The 4365-nt window shown below is 71.1% G+C and carries 3 protein-coding genes; 2 read left to right on the top strand and 1 reads right to left on the bottom strand.

Going from position 1 to position 4365, the window contains the following annotated elements:
* Window positions 1–1091, bottom strand: a 1091-nt coding sequence (locus AC08OP_RS21390; RefSeq protein ID WP_476615817.1) for an MraY family glycosyltransferase, incomplete at its 3' end; no start/stop codon positions are given.
* A 266-nt stretch (window positions 1092–1357) separates the two neighbouring features.
* On the opposite strand from AC08OP_RS21390, the gene AC08OP_RS21395 reads away from it, so the two are divergent.
* Both AC08OP_RS21395 and AC08OP_RS21400 read left to right on the top strand, forming a co-directional pair.
* A complete protein-coding gene (locus AC08OP_RS21395; protein WP_476615818.1) occupies window positions 1358–3586 on the top strand; it encodes a bi-domain-containing oxidoreductase in 2229 nt (742 codons plus the stop codon).
* A 46-nt stretch (window positions 3587–3632) separates the two neighbouring features.
* On the top strand, window positions 3633–4365 hold a 733-nt coding region (locus tag AC08OP_RS21400), incomplete at its 3' end, for a GDP-mannose 4,6-dehydratase (protein WP_476615819.1).

Here is a 4365-nt window from a genome sequence, read left to right on the forward strand (position 1 = left end):
CCGTCGGTCCGGTCTGTCCTGTCCGGGTTCGCCAGCCGGCGTTGCGACGGGATCGCCGCGCCGGAGGACGGGGCCGCCGCGACGCAGTCCCGTCTCGCCGCGACGCGCTGTGGAGCGTTCAGGTACCCGAGGAGCACCAGCCCGGCTGCCGTGTCGGCGAGCAGGCGAACGGGCAGTGGTCCGTCCGCGGCGAATCCCAAGGCGGCGAGGACCGCCGTCAGGACGCCAACCAGCCCGGTCACCCGGGTGTGTGACCACCCGGCGGTGGTGAGTCGTTGGTAGGCATGGGTGCGGTGGGGCAGGTACCACTGTTCCTTCGCCCGCACCCGGCGTAGCAGGGTCCAGGCGGTGTCGGCCAGATACAGCGCCGTCGGCGCCACGGCGGTCTCCACCGGTATTCCCGCCAGGACCGCCTGCACCGCCAGGACCGCGATCGCGGCTCCCAGCGAATAGCTGCCCACGTCCCCGAGGAAGATGTGGGCCCGCGGAAAGTTGAACGGGCCGAAACCGAGCGCCGCGGCCGCCGTGAGAGCACCGCCGATCGTGATCGCGTCCACGTGGTGGACGGCTCCGAGCACCGTGAACGCCGCCCCGGCCAGGACCGCCGTCGTCACCGAGATGCCGTTGATGCCGTCCATGAAGTTGAAGACGTTGACAAATGCGGTGATCCAGACCGGTGCGATGATCGTGACGAGCAGGACGGTTGTGCCGCTCGGAACCGGGTCGTCGAGCACCGCCCCGAGCACCGTCGTCACCGCGACGACGACGGCCGCGGTGAGGTGCAGGGCCAGCCGGCGCAGCGGGGTGATGCCGCTGAGGTCCTCGACGAGTCCGATCAGGCCGAACGGGGCGATGCCGATGGTCAACGAGAGCAGGTCGCGGGCGTCGCCGTACCCAGGGATGCACACCGCCAGGCCGATGCCCGCGAACAGCCCGAGGACGACTGCGATACCGCCGCCACGCGGGGTCGGGACCTGGTGCGAGGACCGCGCAGTGACCTCGTCGATCGCCGCCATCCGGCGCATGCCGACGATGACGATCGGGGTCGCCGCAAGGGTGACGATGCACGCGGCGGCCGACGCTTCGAGCATGCCGTTCCTCCGGGTCTGACACTTCGGATGAGCGAGGCCGATGTTCATCGCTGAATGTAATGCATCAACTACACTGCGCAGCATGATGCGAGCGTGGGCGCCCCCGACGCCCTCACTTCCCCCGGTCGTACCGAAGACTCGGGCCGACACGCCGGTACGGGCCGACACGCCGGTACGGGTCCGCGAGTGGGTGCGGGTCCGCCTGCCGGCGCCGACCGTCGGCCGGTGCGGCGGCGCCCCAGTGACGCGGTGAAGCAGGTGGCGCGGTGAAGCAGGTGGTGCAGGCGGCGTCCGGCGGGGCGGTGCGCGTCGTCGACGTTCCCGTGCCGGTCATCGGTCCGACCGAGGTGCTGGTGGCGACCGTTGCGACGATCGTGTCCGCCGGCACGGAACGTGCCGTTACCACGCTCGCCCGCTCTGGGCTGCTGACCAAGGCGCGGGCCCGTCCGGACCTTGTCCGCAAGGTCGCGGAGAAGGCGAGGACCGACGGTCTCATCCCGGCCGCGCGTTCGGTCCGGGATCGGCTCGGCGCCGACGTCCCCCTCGGCTACAGCGGATGTGGTCGCGTCGTCGAGGTGGGCTCCGCGGTCGACCGCATCCGCCCCGGTGACCTCGTCGCCACGGGTGGGGCCGGGCGCGCCAACCACGCCGAGTTCCAGGCCGTTCCCGGGCTGCTCTGCGCCCGGGTTCCGGACGGGGTCGACCCGGGGGCGGCGGCGTTCGCCACGATCGGCTCCATCGCCCTGCACGGGCTGCGCCTGGCGGAGGTGGGCCCCGGGGCGAAGGTGGTGGTCGTCGGGCTGGGGCTGGTCGGTCAGCTCGCCGCCCGGCTCGCGCTCGCCAGCGGATGTGACGTCGCCGGCATCGATCTTGCCGATCTGCCGCTGGTCACCGCCGGGGCGAGCGGTGTCCGTGCGCTGCGGGAGTCCGGCGAGGCCACCACCGCCGCGGTCCGCGCCTGGAGCCGGGGCCGTGGTGCCGACGCGGTCCTCATCTGCGCCGCTGGTCGCTCGGCGGAACCGGTCATGCGGGCCACCGCGCTGGCCCGGGACCGGGCGCAGCTGGTCGTGGTGGGTGACGTCGGACTGGGCCTGCTGCGCGCGCCGTTCTACGACAAGGAGCTGACGCTGCGCTTCGCCCGCTCCTACGGGCCGGGGCGGTACGAGCGTGGCTACGAGGACTGGGGGGTTGACTACCCGGCCGGGCAGGTCCGCTGGACCGAGGGACGCAACCAGGAGGCCGTGCTCGACCTGCTCGCGGCCGACCGGCTGCAAGTTGATGATCTCGTCACCCACGCTTTTCCGATCGACGCGGCGCCGCGGGCCTACGAGATCGTCGCCACCCGTAGCGAGCCGTACCTGGGGATCCGTTTCGACTACCCGGCGTCGGCCACCTCCGAACAGGCTGCCCCCGAACAGGCCGGGTCCGCGGTGGCCGGGACCGCACCGGCACACAGCGCGGGCCCGGCCCGGGACCGGTCGGTCAGCCCGCGGCCGCGGGTGCCCCGCCAGCGATCCGCCCCAGCGGGACGTCGGGGCAGCCGGGTCGGCTGGATCGGGGCCGGGACGTTCTCCGGATCGGTTCTGCTGCCCGCGTTCCGGGCGGCCGGGTTCGACCAGTTGGTCACGGTGGCCTCCGCCGGTGGCCGGTCGGCCAGGGCCTTCGCGGACCGGCACGGGTTCGCCGGGGCGGTGGCCGGCGCCGATGCCGTGCTGGACGACGACGACGTCGACGTGGTCGTCATCGCGACGCCGCATGCGACACATGCCGACCTCGCCGCCCGGGCCCTGGAAGGCGGTCGGCACGTATGGTGCGAGAAGCCGCTCGCGCTGAGCCTCGACGAGCTCAACCGGGTGGAGAAGGCGGCGGCGACCGGCGGCGGGGTGCTTGTCGTCGGATACAACCGGCGTTTTTCTCCGGCGGTCACCGCAGCCCGCGCGGCGCTGGCCGACCGGGACGGTCCTCTCACGTTGAGCTATCGGATCGCCGCCGGGCCGGTGTCGGCCGACCACTGGTACAACGACCGGGTCCAGGGTGGCCGGCTGCTCGGCGAGGTCTGCCACTTCGTCGACACCTGTGCCGCGCTCGCCGGCAGCGACGTGGACATGGTGACGGCGCTTGCCGGGCGGGAGGCCGAGCTGTTGCTTGCTCCCGATGTGGCGGTCACGCTCCGGCATGCCGACGGTTCCCTGTCGGCCATCTCCTACAGTTCCGCCCGTCCCCGCGGAGTGCGTAAGGAGCACCTCGAGGCGCTGGCGGGCAGCCGGCACGTCCGCATCGACGATTACCGCGAACTGGTGATCGATGGACGTTCCGCCTGGAAGGGGCCGCAGGACAAGGGGCATCGTGCCGCCGCGGTGGCCTTCCTGCGGATGTGCCGCGGCAGCGACACCGGTGTCACCGCGGAGCTGCTCGCCTCGAGCCGGGCGACCCTCGCGGCCGCTGACGCGCTCGGTGCCGAGGTACCGCGAAGCCCGGCCCGGATGGGTTCCTGAACAGCCGGGAACCGGCTGAAGATTTTTTTGACGAAAGGATTTCGACGTGCCTCGCGCGCTGATTACCGGGATTACCGGTCAGGACGGGTTGTATCTGGGTGAGTTGCTGACCGCGAAGGGTTATGAGGTGTTCGGGTTGGTGCGGGGGCAGTCGAACCCGAAGGTGGCGACGGTGGAGCGGCTGGTGCCGGGAGTGGTGTTGTTGGAGGGGGATCTGACGGATCTTCCGTCGTTGATCGGGGCGGTGGAGATCTCGCAGCCGGACGAGGTGTACAACCTGGGGGCGATCTCGTTCGTGGGGTTGTCGTGGAAGCAGGCGGAGCTGACCGGGGAGACGACGGGGATGGGGGTGCTGCGGGTTCTGGAGGCGTTGCGGATCGCGGGTGGTAACGACATGTCGGGGGTGCGGTTCTATCAGGCGTCGTCGTCGGAGATGTTCGGGAAGGTGCGGGAGACGCCGCAGCGGGAGTCGACGCCGTTTCACCCGCGGTCGCCGTACGGGGTGGCGAAGACGTTCGGTCACTATCTGACGGTGAATTATCGGGAGTCGTACGGGGCGTTCGCGTGTTCGGGGTTGTTGTTTAATCACGAGTCGCCGCGGCGGGGGATCGAGTTCGTGACCCGGAAGATCTCGCGGGCGGTGGCGCGGATTTCGTTGGGGTTGCAGGACTCGTTGTCGTTGGGGAATCTGGAGTCGCGGCGGGACTGGGGTTTTGCGGGGGATTACGTGGAGGCGATGTGGCGGATGCTGCAGCAGGACGCGCCGGACGACTATGTGG

The organism is Frankia sp. CeRuru1, from assembly GCF_977966315.1.